Source organism: Herbaspirillum frisingense, from assembly GCF_047325095.1.
In the GTDB taxonomy this organism is placed as follows: domain Bacteria; phylum Pseudomonadota; class Gammaproteobacteria; order Burkholderiales; family Burkholderiaceae_D; genus Herbaspirillum; species Herbaspirillum frisingense.
Genome location: NZ_CP168558.1, coordinates 2011217 through 2025980, shown reverse-complemented (window position 1 = coordinate 2025980; position 14764 = coordinate 2011217). Strand labels below are relative to the sequence as shown.

The window sequence follows — 14764 nt, the reverse complement described above, 5'->3', positions numbered from 1 at the left end:
GACTCGAGTTGGATCAGATGTGATCCGGCGCTAGCCGATCAATCGTCCTCGGCACCGCCAATACCCAGCTCCTGGATCTTGCGGGTGATGGTGTTGCGGCCGATGCCCAGGCGCACGGCGGCGTCGTTCTTGCGGCCGTGGGTGTGCTTGAGGGCGATCTTGATCAGCGCGGCTTCGAACTGGCGACCGAGGATATCCATCACCTCCGGCTGCTCCGAGGCCAGCATCTGCGCGGCTTCGGTTTCCAGCAGCGAGATCCAGTTGCCGGCGACGGCTTCAGCCGGTACCGCGCCTGCCGACAGCTCGGGCTGGGCCAGCGGTGCAGGCGTTCCGGCAGCCGAGGCCGGTGCCGACACGATCTGCGCCGGTTGCGGTGCATGCACGCGTTCTTCCACCAGGTCCTGCGGCAGGTCCTTGATTTCCACGGTCTGGCCCGGGGCCATGACGGTGATCCAGTTGCACAGGTTTTCCAGCTGGCGCACGTTGCCGGGGAATTCCAGTTGCGACAGGAACTGCATGGCCTGCGGTGACAGGCGCTTGGCTTCCACGCCCAGCTGGCGGGCGCTCTGGGTGAGGAAGTAGCGCGCCAGGATGGGAATGTCTTCGCTGCGCTCGCGCAGGCTGGGCAGGCGCAGGCGGATGACGTTGAGGCGGTGGTACAAGTCCTCGCGGAACAGGCCTTCGCGCACCCGGTGTTCCAGGTTCTGGTGGGTAGCGGCGATGACGCGCACGTTGGCCTTGAGCGATTGATGGCCGCCGACGCGATAGAAGTGGCCGTCGGAGAGCACGCGCAACAGGCGCGTCTGCAGGTCCAGCGGCATGTCGCCGATTTCATCGAGGAACAGGGTGCCGCCCTCGGCCTGCTCGAAGCGGCCACGGCGCATGGCTTGCGCGCCGGTGAAGGCGCCGCGTTCATGGCCGAAGAGTTCGGATTCCAGCAGGTCCTTCGGGATAGCAGCCGTGTTCAATGCCACGAAGGGCTGGCTGGCGCGCGGGCTGTGCTTGTGCAGGGCGCGTGCTACCAGTTCCTTGCCGGAGCCGGACTCACCGGTGATCAACACCGTCACGTTCGATTGCGAGAGGCGACCGATGGCGCGGAACACATCCTGCATCGCGGGCGCCTGGCCGAGGATTTCGGGGGTCTGTGCGGCACCTTGCTCGATATCGGTTTCGCGCAGGCTTTCATCCAGGGCGCGACGGATCAGTTCGACCGCCTTGTCGACGTCGAAGGGCTTGGCCAGGTATTCGAAGGCGCCGCCCTGGAAGGCCGAGACGGCCGAGTCCAGGTCCGAGAAGGCGGTGATGATGATCACCGGAATCCCGGGGTGCTTGGCCTTGACGGTCTGCAGCAGTTCCAGCCCGGAGGCGCCGGGCATGCGGATGTCGGAAACCAGCACTTGCGGCGTGCCGTTCTGCAGGGCCGCCATGGCATCGCGTGCGCTGGAAAAACTCTGCGTGGCGAGATTTTCTCGGGCCAGTGCTTTCTCAAGCACCCAGCGTATCGATTCGTCGTCGTCAACAATCCAGATCGGTTTCATAAATAGCTTTTTCCTGCGTTGGTCATGCTGTTAATGCTCCCGCGGCCACGACGCTTCTGGCGCCGTGCCACAGCCCCCATGATGACGGGATGCCTTCCGTCATTCCGGCTTTGGCGCGCCGCCTGCGGCCATGGGCTCACGGCAGCGGTATAAGTATTCTGAAATCGGTACAACCCGGCCGGCTGTCGCATTCGATCACGCCCATGTGCTGATGCACGAAGGTCTGCGCCAGGGTCAGCCCCAGTCCGCTACCACCCTCCCGACCCGACACCAGGGGATAGAAGATTCTTTCCTGGATGTCTGGCGGAATACCCGGACCGTTATCGATGATATGCAAGTCTAGTGCCAGCCGGTATCTGACCTTGGATAGCGTCACCTGGCGGGAAACGCGGGTACGCAGGATCAGCTCGGCGTCACCCGCACGGATGCGGTCGGCCAGTGCCTGGGCCGCGTTGTGGACGATGTTCAATACCGCCTGGATCAGCTGTTCCTTGTCGCCCCGGAATTCGGGGATGGAAAGATCATAGTCGCGCTTGATGGTCAGCCCTTGCGGGAACTCGGCCATCACCAGGCTGCGCACGCGCTCGCAGACTTCGTGGATGTTGACGTCGCCCACGATGTGGGGATGGCGGTGCGGTGCCAGCAGGCGATCGACCAGGGTCTGCAGGCGGTCGGCTTCCTTGATGATGACCTGGGTGTATTCGCGCAATTCCTTGAGGTGGCGCTCGGGCAGTTCCAGCTCCAGCAACTGGGCTGCACCACGGATGCCGCCCAGCGGGTTCTTGATCTCGTGGGCCAGGTTGCGGATCAGTTCCTTGTTGGCCTGGCTCTGGTCGAACATGCGCTCTTCACGGTCCAGCTTCAATTGCTGGACGTTCTCGCGCAGCTCCAGCAGGACCGGCATGTCGGTGCTGTCCAGGGGCGTAACGATGGTGTGCACCTGCAACGGCTCGCGGTTGGCGCGTTCCAGCACCAGGTCCAGGCGCTTGTCGGCAAACTGGTGTTCGATGGCCTGGTAGAACAACGCGGTCAGCTCCTTGCCATTGAGGAAGAGCTCCGACAGCTTCTGCTGCGAGAGCACCTTGAAGGAACTCTCCAGCAGGTTCTCGGCGGCAGCGTTGGCATAGACGATGCCACCGGCAGCGTCCAGGATGATGACGGCCGAGGCCAGCAGGTCTAGACCATCAAGGGAAGGAAGAGGTGTCTTCATGGGAGGATTCGTGATGCCAGGGGTCATGTCGTCTTGCTCGGGCTAGTGCAGTCATTGACCAGTCTGTCTAGCAATTTTCGGGCGCACTTCCCTACCATGGGCCGCGCCGCTGCGCATAAAAAAAGGGGAAGCAAGCTTCCCCTTTTTCTCCGGATGCGGATTCGATTACAGCGAGTAGTACATGTCGAATTCGATCGGGTGCGTGGTCATGCGGAAGCGTTGGACTTCCTGCATCTTCAGCTCGATGTAGGCATCGATCATGCTGTCGGTGAACACGCCACCACGGGTCAGGAACTCGCGATCCTTGTCCAGGTGTTCCAGGGCTTCGTCCAGCGAGGCGCAGACGGTCGGGATCAGCTTGTCTTCTTCCGGCGGCAGGTGGTACAGGTCCTTGGTCGCAGCTTCGCCCGGGTGGATCTTGTTCTGCACGCCATCCAGACCGGCCATCAGCAGAGCCGAGAAGCACAGGTACGGGTTGGCCAGGGGATCCGGGAAGCGGGTTTCGATACGACGGCCCTTCGGGTTGGCGACGTGGGGGATACGGATCGAGGCCGAGCGGTTACGGGCCGAGTAGGCCAGCTTGACCGGGGCTTCGAAGCCGGGGACCAGACGCTTGTACGAGTTGGTGCCGGGGTTGGTGATGGCGTTGAGTGCCTTGGCGTGCTTGATGATGCCGCCGATGTAGTACAGCGCGAATTCCGACAGGCCGGCGTAGCCGTCGCCTGCGAACAGGTTCTTGCCATCCTTCCAGACGGATTGGTGCACGTGCATGCCGGAGCCGTTGTCGCCGACCAGGGGCTTGGGCATGAAGGTAGCGGTCTTGCCGTAGGTGTGGGCGACGTTCCAGATCACGTACTTCAGGGTCTGGGTCCAGTCAGCGCGCTCGACCAGGGTCGAGAACTTGGTGCCCAGTTCGTTCTGGCCAGCGCCAGCCACTTCGTGGTGGTGCACTTCGACGGGGATGCCCAGGGATTCCAGGATCAGGGACATTTCCGAACGCATGTCCTGGAAGCTGTCGACCGGGGGAACCGGGAAGTAGCCGCCCTTGACGGTCGGACGGTGGCCGGAGTTGCCGCCTTCGATCTTGGCGCCGGTGCTCCAGGAAGCTTCTTCGGAGTCGATCTTGACGAAGGAGCCGGACATGTCAGCACCCCAACGTACGCCGTCGAAGATGAAGAATTCGGGTTCCGGACCGAAGTAGGCGGTGTCGCCCAGGCCGGAGGACTTCAGGTAGGCTTCAGCGCGCTTGGCGATGGAGCGCGGATCACGGTCGTAGCCCTTGCCGTCGGACGGCTCGATCACGTCACATTGCATGAAGAGGGTGGTCTCTTCCATGAACGGGTCGATGTTGGCGGTATTCGGGTCCGGGATCAGCAGCATGTCGGAGGCTTCGATACCCTTCCAGCCGGCGATCGACGAACCGTCGAAGGCGTGACCGGATTCGAACTTGTCGATGTCGAAATGCGAAACAGGCACGGAAACGTGCTGTTCCTTGCCACGGGTGTCAGCGAAACGGAAGTCAACAAACTTGACTTCGTTGTCCTTCACCATCTTCAAAACCTCTGCGGCCGTCCTTGCCATGCGAATCTCCTAAAACGAGGAAGTAGTATAAATTGGGGTGTGAGCCGTTTTCTGCGACTGGATCTTTGCATTTGATACAACGGTCTTGCGCCGAACTCAGTCGCGGATGATAGCAGATTCCATGCCATCGACCTTTGGGGTAGCCCGATAATGGAATATTTTAGGGAGGACGCGGCCTTCGGGCCGTTCCCCACGGTGCAGGAATCAGCATACCAAGCCTTGTTTTGGTGCATTTTTCTTCTTTTGCACCAAATTACTGCATTTTTAGATGGGGCTACCCGATTTGCACATTGATGGTGCATGCGCCGTACTGGGGCATCCTGTAACTCCGGCTGCGCGATGCACCGACTTGGAAATTGCCGAAATGTTTATATTGTTTAGAATCAAGTCTTTCAGCGGGCTGCGCGGCTGATCCTGCCATCGTCGGCCGCACCCATGTTGACCCGTTCCGAGAATTCCACGCCCGCTTCTTCCCGAGATCAAATTCCATGAGCCCCCACGACATCCTCTCCAAAGCCCAGCAACGCGGCACCGACGGCCAGTTACCCTATGCCGGCGCAGTCACCCCGCAGGAAGCGCTGGCCCTGATCCAGGCCGACACCAAGGTGAAGCTGGTGGACGTGCGCACGCGCGCCGAGCGCGACTGGATCGGGACCGTGCAGATTCCGGCGGCGCAGCACTTGGCGGTGCAATGGAATCTCTACCCGGAGGGCAAGCCCAATCCGGAATTCCTGCCGCAATTGAAGGAAGTCACCCTGCCCGATGAAGTGCTGCTATTCCTGTGCCGCTCCGGCGTGCGTTCCAAGCACGCAGCCAAGCTGGCCACGGAACATGGCTACACCCGCTGCTTCGACATCCTGGAAGGCTTCGAAGGCAACAAGGACGCGGCCGGACATCGCAAGACGGTGGAAGGCTGGTGCTTCAGCGGACTGCCCTGGGTGGGCGCCTGAAGCCAACCCGGCAACGCTGATCAGGATTGCAGGCTGCGCGCCTGCAGTGCATTGCTCAATGACTGCAGCAGCAGGCTGATCGCATCGGCAGCGCCAGGGCCGCCTAGCAGGGCCTCGTCCACGCATTCCAGCAAGGCCACGATCTCGGCCCGACCCATGGTCAGCGCCGCGCCCCGCATACGGTGGGTGAGCCGGCTCATGCGGGCGGCATCGCCCTCCTCCCGCGCCTGCTGCAGTGCCTGCAGATCATGCAGGGAGGTCGTCAGGAACAGCCGGGCCAGGTCCTGGTCGTGTTCTTCCTCGGGACTGGCGGCCTCGCCTTCCTCGCCCAGCTCGTGATCGCACCACAGCGCCAGCAGGCGGCGGATGGCCAGGGTCTGCAATGGCTTGTCGAGCATCCCATCCATGCCGCTGTCCAGGCAGCGCTGTACGTGCGCAGGATCGGCCTCGGCCGAGATGCCGATCAGCGGCGTGTAGGGCCGCTCAGGCTGCGCCTGTTCCAGCTGGCGGACCTGGCGCGCCACGTCCTGGCCCAGGATGTCCGGCAGGAAGCAATCCAGCAGCACCAGCCCATAGGGGCGGGCCTGGATCGCTGCCAGCGCGGCGGTGCCGTCGGCGACGCTGTCGACCTCGCAACCCATCAGCTGCAGCCGGCTTTGCATTGCATACCGGATGGTGGCCGAGTCATCAACGAGCAGCACCCGCGGCCCACTGTCCTTCATCATTGCAACTCCCTATGTGGTGCGCTTTACAGGTCCTTGATCTGGTATTCGATCTTGAACAGTTCATTGTCGCTGCGCACGCCCAGCTTGCGGAAGGCCGATTGCTTCTGCCCGCTGATGGTCTTGACGCTGCGGGCAAACTTGTCGGCGATGTCAGTCACCGACAAGCCATCCAGACAGCAGCGCAAGACTTCGCGCTCGCGTGGCGACAGGTTGGGCATGTCCGACAGCGAATCCGAGGAAGGCGGTGTCGTGCGCGCACGGCGCGCCGGACGCGCTTCGGACTTGCCACCGGATACCGGCTCAGCCACCTGCATGGCCGCCAGTTCGCGGGTCAGCGCCGCATTGTGGTACTCCCGCCCCAACCCGATGGTGCGGATGGCCTGGATCAGTTCGCCCAGCTCCTGCGACTTGCCCACGAAGCCCCGTGCCCCCGCCTTCATGGCCATGGCCACGGTGGCCGCATTGTGATGCGCCGAGGTGACCAGGATCTTGCTGCGGGGGAAGCGCACGCGCAACGCCCGGATCAGGTTCAGACCATCGATGTCATTGCTGCCCAGCGAATAATCGATCAGCAGCAGGTCCGCTGGCGACGCGCGCAGCGCGGTCATCAACTCCTTGCTGGTGGCGAAGGCGCCGACGACTTCGAAGTCCGGCTCCTCGGCCAGTCGCTTCGCCAATCCGTATCGAACCACGGCGTGGTCGTCAAGCAAGGCGATGCGCATCGCCGAAGCCAGTGTCCATGTCATCCTTGCCCTTTGCTCTCTGTCGTTGTTCGATTTTTGTCCGTTTTATATCCGCTTTTCCCCCGAATCCGGCGCGGCGGCGAGGCGCCATTGTGGGGCGCTGGCCCCGCATCGGCAAGCCAGTATCTGTTGCTTAAACAGGTCTTGAATCCGGCTCCGGTTTTCGAAGGCGCTATTGTGGTGGAGCCCAGGCCCAGGGCGCATAAGAATCGTCTGAAAAATACCGCTGTCTCGCAAAACTTCTGCCGTTTCCGGGCCGGCCAGCTCCCGGGCGACAAGAGACTGACAAACAGTCACAGGAAGCGTGTGCGAACGACAAGCATCCCTGCCCCGATGGACGGGCTGTTCATCTGCTGCTCATCTGCTGCTCAATAGCTGCTCAGCAAGATGTCAGCTGACCGGCCTATGATCGGCGCTGCTTGCATTACACTTTTTTACAGCCATCAAGTGAAGCATTGCGCATACTCGGCAAGAATTTCTCAACAAATTTCGAGACCACGAGGCTCATCCATGCGTCCGCTGCGCCCAGCCCCGGTGTTGTTGTTGGCCTTGCTGATCTGCAGCCTGGCACGCGCCGCCACGCCGGTCGACGAGGTCCCGCTGTCGCCCTCGGAACGCGCCCTGCACGTGCTCAACCGCCTGGGCTACGGACCCCGCCCCGGTGCGCTGGAAGAGGTCGAGCAGATGGGCGTTGCGCGCTACATCGACCAGCAACTGCACCCCGAACGCATTCCCCTGCCGGCCGACCTGCAGGCTCGACTGGCGTCCCTGCCGGCACTGCAGATGACAACCTCGCAACTGTTCGTCGATTACGGTCCGCCCTCCTTCAACCCGAAGGCCAGCAAGGAAGAACAGCAGGTCGCCCGCCAGCGCGCACCACGCGAACTGACCCCGCAATTCCACATGGCGCGCCTGCTGCAGGCCACCGAAAGTCCGCGTCAGCTGGAAGAAGTGATGACCGAATTCTGGGCCAATCACTTCAATCTCTTCGAGGGCAAGGATTGGGTGCGCTACTGGGTGGGCGACTACGAAAAGAACGCCATCCGTCCCTATGCCCTGGGCCACTTCCGCGACCTGCTGGGCGCAGTGGCGCATCACCCGGCGATGCTGTACTACCTCGACAACTGGCTCTCCAGTGGTGTCGGTACGCCCGGTGCGCGGGGCCGCTTCAAGGGACTCAACGAAAACTACGCGCGTGAGCTGATGGAGTTGCACACCCTCGGCGTGGATGGCGGCTACCAGCAGGCCGACGTCATCACCCTGGCGCGCATCCTCTCGGGCTGGACGATCGACGTCGACGCCATGAAGGCCGGCGCGGCGCCCTTCAGCTTCAACGCCCAGCGTCATGACGCCGCCCCCAAGGTCTTCCTCGGCAAGCCACTGGCGGCCAGCGGCTACCAGGAGGGCGAGGCGGCGCTGGACATCCTGGCCAGCCATCCTTCGACGGCCCACTTCATCTCCACGCAGCTGGTGCAGTACTTCGTCTCCGACCAGCCCGATCCGGCGCTGGTGCAAAAGCTTGCGCAGACCTTCCTGTCCACGCGCGGCGACATCCGCGCCGTCCTCAAGACCTTGTTCGACAGCCCGCAGTTCTGGGCGCGCAGCAATTACCAGACGCAGTTCAAGACGCCGTATCAATTCGTGGTCTCGTCCCTGCGCGCAAGCGATACGACGGTGCGCAACGGCAAGCCGGTCAGCGGCGCGCTGGCACAGTTCGGCATGCCGCTGTATGGCTGGCTCACACCAGAAGGCTACAAGTATTCCCAGGCGGCCTGGCTCAATCCGGACGCCCTGCTGCGACGGATCAACTTCGCCGGTGGCCTGGCCGGTGGCAAGTCGCCGATCGCGCGCCTGGAAGGCGCGCCGCAACCCACCGATAGCGAGGCCCGTCCGCCCGATCCGCAACAGCTGCTGCGCACGCTGGGCCCGGCCATCACACCCCAGGCCGTCGCCCGTATCGATACCGCACCCGCGAATCAGCGCACCGCCCTGATCCTGGGCAGCCCCGATTTCATGAAACGCTGATCCACCGTCGAGGACTTCCATGAACCGTCGCGATTTCATCCGTTACCTGGGCGCCGCCGGCAGTGGCGCCGTGCTGGTGCCGATCGGACTGTCGGGTTGCGCTGTCGTCCCCGCTGGCGACCATAGCATCAGCCGCGCCGGCCACACGCCGGGCCAGGTGGCCTACGGCGCTCCTGCCCCGCGTGCGCGTGCCAGCGGTGACGGAGCCCCGCGCATGGTGGTGGTGTTCCTGCGCGGCGCGGTGGATGGTCTGAACGTCGTGGTGCCCCATGGCGATCCTCTGTATTACCAGGCCCGCCCGAGCATCGCCGTAGCGCGTCCCGGGCAGGCCAATGGCGTGCTGGACCTGACCGGCTACTTCGGTCTGCATCCATCGTTGCAGCCGCTGCTGCCGTACTGGGAGAGTGGCCGGCTGGCCTTCGTGCAGGCATCCGGTTCGCCCGACGGCTCGCGCTCACACTTCGAGGCGCAGGACATGATGGAAACCGGGGCACCCGGCCAGCACAACACACGCGACGGCTGGCTCAACCGGGTCATGGACTACCTGCCGCCGGCCGAATCACCGCTGCAGGCCATCAACGTCGGCAGCGCCACGCCACGCATTCTGAGCGGCCGCAATGTGGTGGCCAACCTGCAGAGCGGACGCGAAGCCACCCGCCCCGGCATGATCGACCAGCCGCGCTGGAGCCAACTCTTCGACCCGCTCTATGGCGCCGACGATGCCCTGGGCAAGGCCTATCGCGATGGCATGGCAGCGCGCAAGCAACTCATTGCCGAGATCAACAGCCAGGAACAGCAGATGGCCAACAACGGCGCGCCGCTGCCCAACGGCCTGTCGCTGGACACCGCCCGCCTGGGTCGCCTGATGCGCCACGACCCGCGCATCCGCCTGGCTTTCCTGGCCGTCGGGGGATGGGATACCCACATCAACCAGGGCAATGGCACCGGACAATTGGCCGGCCGCCTTTCGCCGCTGGCCAGCGGGCTGGCGACACTGGCGCAGGAACTGGGACCGGCCTTCAACGACACGGTGATCGTGGTGATGTCCGAATTCGGCCGCACCTTCCGCGAGAACGGCAATGGCGGCACCGATCACGGTCACGGCAATGCGATGTGGCTGATGGGCGGCAACCTGCACGGCGGCAAGATCTATGGACAATGGCCGGGCTTGAACCAGGCGGCCTTGAACGAAGGACGCGACCTGGCCATCACGACGGATTACCGGGCCGTGCTGTGCGCATTGGCCGAGCGGCATATGCGCATCCCGGATCGGGCGCTGGACAAGGTCTTTCCGCAATATGCTTCCGGCAGCAAAGGCCTGCCGCCGCTCTTCATCTGAAACGACGCAGCCATTCCTCGCGCAAGGATCCCGGACGGGCATCCCTTACTTGAAATCGACTGAATCGATATCGGTTGCTGCGCCCACGGCTGTGGGCTCGCTCCACATCAAATGCGACACTGGATCGAATGTCATAGCGTCGGCCCGTTGGCGATTTTCCAGGCCAGTTTCGAAAATTTACGCCGCGACACAGTGTTAGCCTTCTGCTCTCGTTAACGCAGCCTATTCCGATATCCGTGGAAATCGGGATGCGAATCCAATCCCGTCGATTCCCAGCTAAGTGGGAACGCATAGCTAATACAGAAACGGAATTTCAATGACCGACGTCAGAAAGGCGCCGTACTACCGGCTACAAAAAAGTTTATTCGGTTCGGAGTTAAGAGAGTTCAAAGCAGCCAAAGGGTGCATACCACTTGATACGCCTAAAGGTGTATCCCTGGAACGACCTGCCCCCGGCGCGAAGCAACCACTGTCACCCACACCACCCGCTGCGGCAGCGACCGTCAAGAAGGCAGCCCAGAGACCGAGGCCTGAACAAGTACCGAAATCGGGGCAAACGAAAACGCGGCAGTTGCTCATGCAGCTTGACGCTGAGGTTTGCGAAAACCCTCCGATTTTTGACCTCCAGGACGTGCCGGACGCGATGGATAAATTGGGTTGGCCCGTCTCGGCAAAACTCGCACGAATGTGGTTCGCCGGTCTGGCTCATACCTATGACGACCGACCATCGTCCGAGCAGCCCCTTAATGATCGTGACGTTACTCTTGAATGGGCATTGAAGTTCGGGCGTGTCAGGAAGAAATACGAAGGCTTTCTGGCCAAAGATATCTACAGCGAACGGGCTATCGGCGCTGCGACAGAAGCCGTGAAGGCCTTCGTTCGAAGGGCTTTCGAGGATCGAAATTCAGTATTGAGCTTTAATACCTCTACGTTTCTGGTCGACCTTCGGAAATTCCACGTCGATTGGCAGTTTCAGAAATTGCTGATCAGTGACCGGGACACGTTTGACGCCCTCACGCTGACAGATCTCACAGGATCGCTGGCGAATTTCAATATCTATGCTGCGATAGGAAACGTTGAGGTTGCGACTGAAAAGTACTTCAGATATGAAAGAGGAAGTACCCGCTACTGCCTCAATGCCACAGGAAGAATTACGCACATCTATGTCTACGTAAAAGACAATTACTCGTTCAACGGAAACCAGTATTTAGGTCACTGGAATAAGCACGGAATCATTATTGCACCAGGCTCGTGGCTTACCGGTTCAAGATCGTCAAAACGTGACTCAGATATAGACGTCTGGGTGAAGGCGCTCCACAAACCGGTAGATACGCGTCGAGCTCTATTCGGGAAATTCAAGGAGCCTGACGTCTACTTTCCGGTATTTAACGACGACTACAATCGATGGCGAGAGAAACACCAGCGAGGCGGGGACTTTATGGTGTACTCGAAGCCCCTTTACCTCAAATTGAAGAAAGCAATCGACCTCAAACTTGGTGAGATATGCCGATTAGAACCCTTAAATTCCTTGGCGTAATTTCTCTGATCTTCCTTGGGGTCGGTTTGCTCGTTCATTTATCGCGGCCCCACTACGGACGCTGTGATTTCTACGATAGTCCGGATACGCTGGATGGTGGAGTCAAGCTGTTGAACGGCGTCTCATACCGGTTTCAGATGTGCGGCTCCGGTGGTCACGATCAAGATGGCACGGACGATGAAATTGAACTGAAGGTTTTCAACGACAAGGAAACACTTCTTGCCAGGCGCTATTTTTCAGTCAATTGGTATGCAGGGCGAAGCTTTCACGCGCCATTGCGCTACGAAGCCGATGCTGTTCGGTACATTGATGTGACCGAAAATTCTGAATTCGATAAACGCCTGAGCATGCCACCGACAAAGTGGGACTGGATTCAAGCCAGGCTGCCGTTATTCTGAGCCAGGCCTCGGCGAGATTTTCTAGCGAAAAGTGATAGCCCAGAAGAACCCCAACAATCATCGGGGGCAATCTAGCGCCTGCTCACACCAAATCTGTGAGTGCAGATTTAGTAAGAACAGGCGCTAGACAAACGACAAAGCCTTGGCGCGAGCCAAGGCTTTGTTTCTTGATCAGCCGGCGGACGCTTTCCTTGCGTGACAAGTGCCGCGGTGCCGCCGCTCACTCCGCCTCGGCAATCCAGGCCGCCTGGATCGCTTCGAGGATGCGCTCGCCCGAGCGGTTGGGATCGTCCTCGAATCCATCAAGCTCCATCACCCAGCGATGCAGGTCGGTGAAGCGGATGGTCTTGGGATCAGTGTCCGGGAACTTGTCGTAGAGTTCCTCGGCGATCTGCTGGGTGTCGGTCCATTTCATGTCGATCTCCCGGCACGGCCGATGCCGTGCCCGCTCAATGGTTTTCGGAGGCGTGGTTGATGGTGTACTTGGGGATTTCGACGGTCAGGTCTTCTTCGCCCAGCACCACTTGGCAGGACAGGCGGGAGGTGGCCTCCAGGCCCCAGGCCATGTCCAGCAGGTCTTCTTCCTTGTCGGTGGGGTCGTCCAGCGAGTTGAAGCCTTCGCGGATGACCACATGGCAAGTGGTACAGGCGCAGGATTTTTCGCAGGCGTGCTCGATGTCGATGTCGCTGTCCAGCAGCGCGTCGCACAGGGTCTTGCCGGCCGGGGCGTCGATCACCGAGCCTTCGGGGCAGAGGACCGGATGGGGGAGGATAACGATCTGGGGCATGGTGGCTCTCGGGTCTTTCTACAGTGTTCGGGTCAGGACGTCGCTCAGGCGACTTCATCCAGCTTCTTGCCGGCCAGTGCGGCATGGACGCTGCGGTCCATGCGGCGGGCGGCGAATTCTTCGGTGCCATGGGCCAGGGCGTCAACCGCAGCCTTGATGGCGAGGTGGTCGCTCCCCTGGGCAGCGGCGGTGACGGCTGCCATCTGCACTTCGATGTCAGCACGCTCCTGTTCGGACAGCAATGCAGCATCGGCCTGCAGCGCCGAGCGGGTGGCCAGGACGATGCGTTCGGCTTCGACCTGCTCTTCCCGCAAGGCACGACGTTGCATGTCCTCATCGGCAGAACTGAAGGACTCTTGCAGCATGCGGGCGATCTCGTCGTCCGCCAGGCCATAGGACGGCTTGACGGTGATGGAGGCTTCCACGCCGGAGGTCATCTCGCGGGCCGACACGGCCAGCAGGCCGTCGGCGTCGACCTGGTAGGTCACGCGGATGCGCGCCGCACCGGCCGCCATGGGGGGAATGCCGCGCAGTTCGAAACGCGCGAGCGAACGGCAGTCGGCCACCAGTTCACGCTCGCCTTGCACCACGTGGATGGCCATGGCGGTCTGGCCGTCCTTGAAGGTGGTGAATTCCTGGGCACGCGCACAGGGAATGGTGGAGTTGCGCGGAATGACCTTCTCGGCCAGGCCGCCCATGGTTTCGATGCCCAGCGACAGCGGGATCACGTCCAGCAGCAGCCAGTCGTCGCCCGGCGCACGGTTGCCGGCCAGCAGGTTGGCCTGCACGGCCGCGCCCAGCGCCACCACCTTGTCGGGGTCGATGTTGGACAGCGGATTGGTCTTGAAGAACTCGCCCACGGCGCGGCGGATGTGCGGCATGCGGGTGGCACCGCCGACCAGCACCACGCCGTCCACATCTTCCACGGTCAGGCTGGCGTCGCGCAGGGCCTTGCGCACCGGCGCCATGGTCTTGGCCACCAGGTGCTGGGTGATCTCGTTGAATTGCGCGGCGGTGATGGAGAGATGCACTTCCTCGCCGGAGCGAAGCACGGCGTCGATCTGCACTTCGTCCTTGGTGGAGAGCAGTTCCTTGACCTCGCGTGCCTTGACCATCAGGAGACGGGTGTCTTCGTCCGACAGCGGCTGCAGCTGGGCTTCGTGGCTGATCCAGCAGAACAGGCGGTGGTCGAAGTCGTCGCCACCCAGGGCCGAATCGCCACCGGTGGCCAGTACTTCGAACACGCCACGGGTGAGCTTGAGGATGGAAATATCAAAGGTACCGCCACCCAGGTCATAGACCGCGAAGATGCCTTCGGAGGAATTGTCCAGGCCGTAGGCGATGGCCGCTGCCGTCGGTTCGTTCAGCAAGCGCAGCACGTTGATGCCGGCCAGTTGCGCGGCATCCTTGGTGGCCTGGCGCTGGGCATCGTCGAAGTAGGCCGGCACGGTGATGACGGCACCCACCAGGTCGTCGCCCAAGGCGTCTTCGGCGGTCTGGCGCAGCGTGGCCAGGATCTGGGCCGAGATTTCTACCGGGCTCTTCACGCCGGCCACGGTCTTGATCTGCACCATGCCGGGCTGGTCCTGGAAGTCATAGGGCATGTTCTCGGCGTGGGCGATGTCCTTCAGGCCACGGCCCATGAAGCGCTTGACCGAGATGATGGTATTGCGCGGATCGGTGGTCTGCGCGGCCTGTGCCTTGTAGCCGATGTTGGCGTGGCCGTTGGGCAGGTAGCGCACCACCGAGGGCAGCAGCACGCGGCCGTCGTCGTCGGCCAGCACTTCGGGGATGCTGTTGCGCACGGTGGCCACCAGCGAATTGGTGGTGCCCAGGTCGATGCCGATGGCCAGGCGACGCTGGTGCGGCGCGGTGGACATGCCCGGTTCGGAAATCTGCAGTAAAGCCATAGGTGTTGTGACTCGTCGTG

At 61.9% G+C, this 14764-nt stretch carries 13 protein-coding genes; 5 read left to right on the top strand and 8 right to left on the bottom strand.

The features are described 5' to 3' along the window. Window positions 1-38: 38 nt before the first annotated feature. From ntrC to glnA, 3 genes are all read right to left on the bottom strand, one after another. Window positions 39-1538: a nitrogen regulation protein NR(I) gene (ntrC, locus tag ACEOAC_RS09455; RefSeq protein WP_077236454.1), complete on the bottom strand. Its 1500-nt coding sequence runs from the start codon at window positions 1536-1538 to the stop codon at window positions 39-41. 136 nt (window positions 1539-1674) lie between these two features. Beyond that, complete coding sequence (glnL, locus tag ACEOAC_RS09450; RefSeq protein WP_006712806.1) at window positions 1675-2748, bottom strand: nitrogen regulation protein NR(II); 1074 nt, start codon at window positions 2746-2748, stop codon at window positions 1675-1677. 165 nt (window positions 2749-2913) lie between these two features. Further along, a complete protein-coding gene (gene glnA, locus ACEOAC_RS09445; RefSeq protein WP_034331334.1) occupies window positions 2914-4329 on the bottom strand; it encodes a type I glutamate--ammonia ligase in 1416 nt (471 codons plus the stop codon). 488 nt (window positions 4330-4817) lie between these two features. On the opposite strand from glnA, the gene ACEOAC_RS09440 reads away from it, so the two are divergent. Further along, window positions 4818-5279: a rhodanese-like domain-containing protein gene (locus tag ACEOAC_RS09440; RefSeq protein WP_413444801.1), complete on the top strand. Its 462-nt coding sequence runs from the start codon at window positions 4818-4820 to the stop codon at window positions 5277-5279. A gap of 20 nt (window positions 5280-5299) precedes the next feature. On the opposite strand, the gene ACEOAC_RS09435 is transcribed toward ACEOAC_RS09440, so the two are convergent. Both ACEOAC_RS09435 and ACEOAC_RS09430 read right to left on the bottom strand, forming a co-directional pair. After that, the gene (locus ACEOAC_RS09435; RefSeq protein ID WP_241813336.1) at window positions 5300-6004 is read right to left on the bottom strand and encodes a response regulator; all 705 of its coding nucleotides are present in this window, start codon (window positions 6002-6004) and stop codon (window positions 5300-5302) included. Between the two features lie 23 nt (window positions 6005-6027). Beyond that, window positions 6028-6750, bottom strand: coding sequence for a response regulator transcription factor (locus tag ACEOAC_RS09430; RefSeq protein ID WP_039876380.1), 723 nt, complete (start codon window positions 6748-6750; stop codon window positions 6028-6030). 507 nt (window positions 6751-7257) lie between these two features. On the opposite strand from ACEOAC_RS09430, the gene ACEOAC_RS09425 reads away from it, so the two are divergent. From ACEOAC_RS09425 to ACEOAC_RS09410, 4 genes are all read left to right on the top strand, one after another. Next, the gene (locus ACEOAC_RS09425; protein ID WP_413628807.1) at window positions 7258-8772 is read left to right on the top strand and encodes a DUF1800 domain-containing protein; all 1515 of its coding nucleotides are present in this window, start codon (window positions 7258-7260) and stop codon (window positions 8770-8772) included. Between the two features lie 19 nt (window positions 8773-8791). Next, on the top strand, window positions 8792-10111 hold the full coding sequence (locus ACEOAC_RS09420; RefSeq protein ID WP_413628806.1) for a DUF1501 domain-containing protein: 1320 nt from the start codon (window positions 8792-8794) through the stop codon (window positions 10109-10111). Window positions 10112-10427: 316 nt separating this feature from the next. Then, window positions 10428-11648, top strand: a complete 1221-nt coding sequence (locus ACEOAC_RS09415; protein ID WP_413444741.1) for a DUF6402 family protein — start codon at window positions 10428-10430, stop codon at window positions 11646-11648. Further along, a complete protein-coding gene (locus ACEOAC_RS09410) occupies window positions 11615-12046 on the top strand; it encodes a hypothetical protein (RefSeq protein WP_241813340.1) in 432 nt (143 codons plus the stop codon). Before ACEOAC_RS09415 ends, ACEOAC_RS09410 begins: the two co-directional genes overlap by 34 nt. Window positions 12047-12266: 220 nt before the next feature. On the opposite strand, the gene iscX is transcribed toward ACEOAC_RS09410, so the two are convergent. Genes iscX through hscA form a run of 3 tightly spaced genes read right to left on the bottom strand, consistent with a single transcriptional unit; the run spans window position 12267 to window position 14744 of the window. After that, window positions 12267-12461 (bottom strand): Fe-S cluster assembly protein IscX, encoded by a 195-nt coding sequence (gene iscX, locus ACEOAC_RS09405; protein WP_077236448.1) that lies wholly within the window; start codon window positions 12459-12461, stop codon window positions 12267-12269. Window positions 12462-12495: 34 nt separating this feature from the next. After that, window positions 12496-12834 (bottom strand): ISC system 2Fe-2S type ferredoxin, encoded by a 339-nt coding sequence (fdx, locus tag ACEOAC_RS09400; RefSeq protein ID WP_006712821.1) that lies wholly within the window; start codon window positions 12832-12834, stop codon window positions 12496-12498. Window positions 12835-12878: 44 nt separating this feature from the next. Next, on the bottom strand, window positions 12879-14744 hold the full coding sequence (gene hscA, locus ACEOAC_RS09395) for a Fe-S protein assembly chaperone HscA (protein ID WP_241813341.1): 1866 nt from the start codon (window positions 14742-14744) through the stop codon (window positions 12879-12881). Window positions 14745-14764: the final 20 nt, after the last annotated feature.

Coding starts and splice junctions, on each gene's coding strand:
- ntrC (WP_077236454.1), bottom strand. CDS start 1,538: ATGAAACCGATCTGGATTGTTGACGACGACGAATCGATACGCTGGGTG.
- glnL (WP_006712806.1), bottom strand. CDS start 2,748: ATGAAGACACCTCTTCCTTCCCTTGATGGTCTAGACCTGCTGGCCTCG.
- glnA (WP_034331334.1), bottom strand. CDS start 4,329: ATGGCAAGGACGGCCGCAGAGGTTTTGAAGATGGTGAAGGACAACGAA.
- ACEOAC_RS09440 (WP_413444801.1), top strand. CDS start 4,818: ATGAGCCCCCACGACATCCTCTCCAAAGCCCAGCAACGCGGCACCGAC.
- ACEOAC_RS09435 (WP_241813336.1), bottom strand. CDS start 6,004: ATGATGAAGGACAGTGGGCCGCGGGTGCTGCTCGTTGATGACTCGGCC.
- ACEOAC_RS09430 (WP_039876380.1), bottom strand. CDS start 6,750: ATGACATGGACACTGGCTTCGGCGATGCGCATCGCCTTGCTTGACGAC.
- ACEOAC_RS09425 (WP_413628807.1), top strand. CDS start 7,258: ATGCGTCCGCTGCGCCCAGCCCCGGTGTTGTTGTTGGCCTTGCTGATC.
- ACEOAC_RS09420 (WP_413628806.1), top strand. CDS start 8,792: ATGAACCGTCGCGATTTCATCCGTTACCTGGGCGCCGCCGGCAGTGGC.
- ACEOAC_RS09415 (WP_413444741.1), top strand. CDS start 10,428: ATGACCGACGTCAGAAAGGCGCCGTACTACCGGCTACAAAAAAGTTTA.
- ACEOAC_RS09410 (WP_241813340.1), top strand. CDS start 11,615: ATGCCGATTAGAACCCTTAAATTCCTTGGCGTAATTTCTCTGATCTTC.
- iscX (WP_077236448.1), bottom strand. CDS start 12,461: ATGAAATGGACCGACACCCAGCAGATCGCCGAGGAACTCTACGACAAG.
- fdx (WP_006712821.1), bottom strand. CDS start 12,834: ATGCCCCAGATCGTTATCCTCCCCCATCCGGTCCTCTGCCCCGAAGGC.
- hscA (WP_241813341.1), bottom strand. CDS start 14,744: ATGGCTTTACTGCAGATTTCCGAACCGGGCATGTCCACCGCGCCGCAC.